This window comes from Synechococcus sp. OH2, from assembly GCF_047462155.1.
Lineage (GTDB): Bacteria > Cyanobacteriota > Cyanobacteriia > Thermostichales > Thermostichaceae > Thermostichus.
Genome location: NZ_JANSIR010000081.1, coordinates 4,307 through 4,582 on the forward strand (window position 1 = coordinate 4,307; position 276 = coordinate 4,582).

Consider the following 276-nt stretch of genomic DNA (forward strand, 5'->3'; position numbering starts at 1 on the left):
TGGTACGCCCGCGGCGTGGCCTTCCAGAAATTGGGCTACCTAAAGGAGGCTTGCATCCACTTTGAGGAGGCCCTGAAAATCCGGCCAAAGGACTTCCCGGCTCGCTACGCCCTGGCAGTGGCCCGCCAGGAGCTGGGGCAATACGAGGCTAGCCTGGAGCAGTTCCGGAGCTTGGTGCAGCAGCGTCCTGGCAGCTTTGCCTGCTGGTTTGGCCAGATCACCAGCCTGCGCCGCCTGGGCCGATTGGAAGAAGCCCTTGCCGCCGCCCAAGAGATG

General features: G+C 63.8%; 1 protein-coding gene. It reads left to right on the forward strand.

The window, feature by feature from the left end; translation table 11 throughout:
- Positions 1-276, forward strand: a 276-nt coding sequence (locus tag NW835_RS06920) for a tetratricopeptide repeat protein (RefSeq protein ID WP_414414883.1), incomplete at both ends; no start/stop codon positions are given.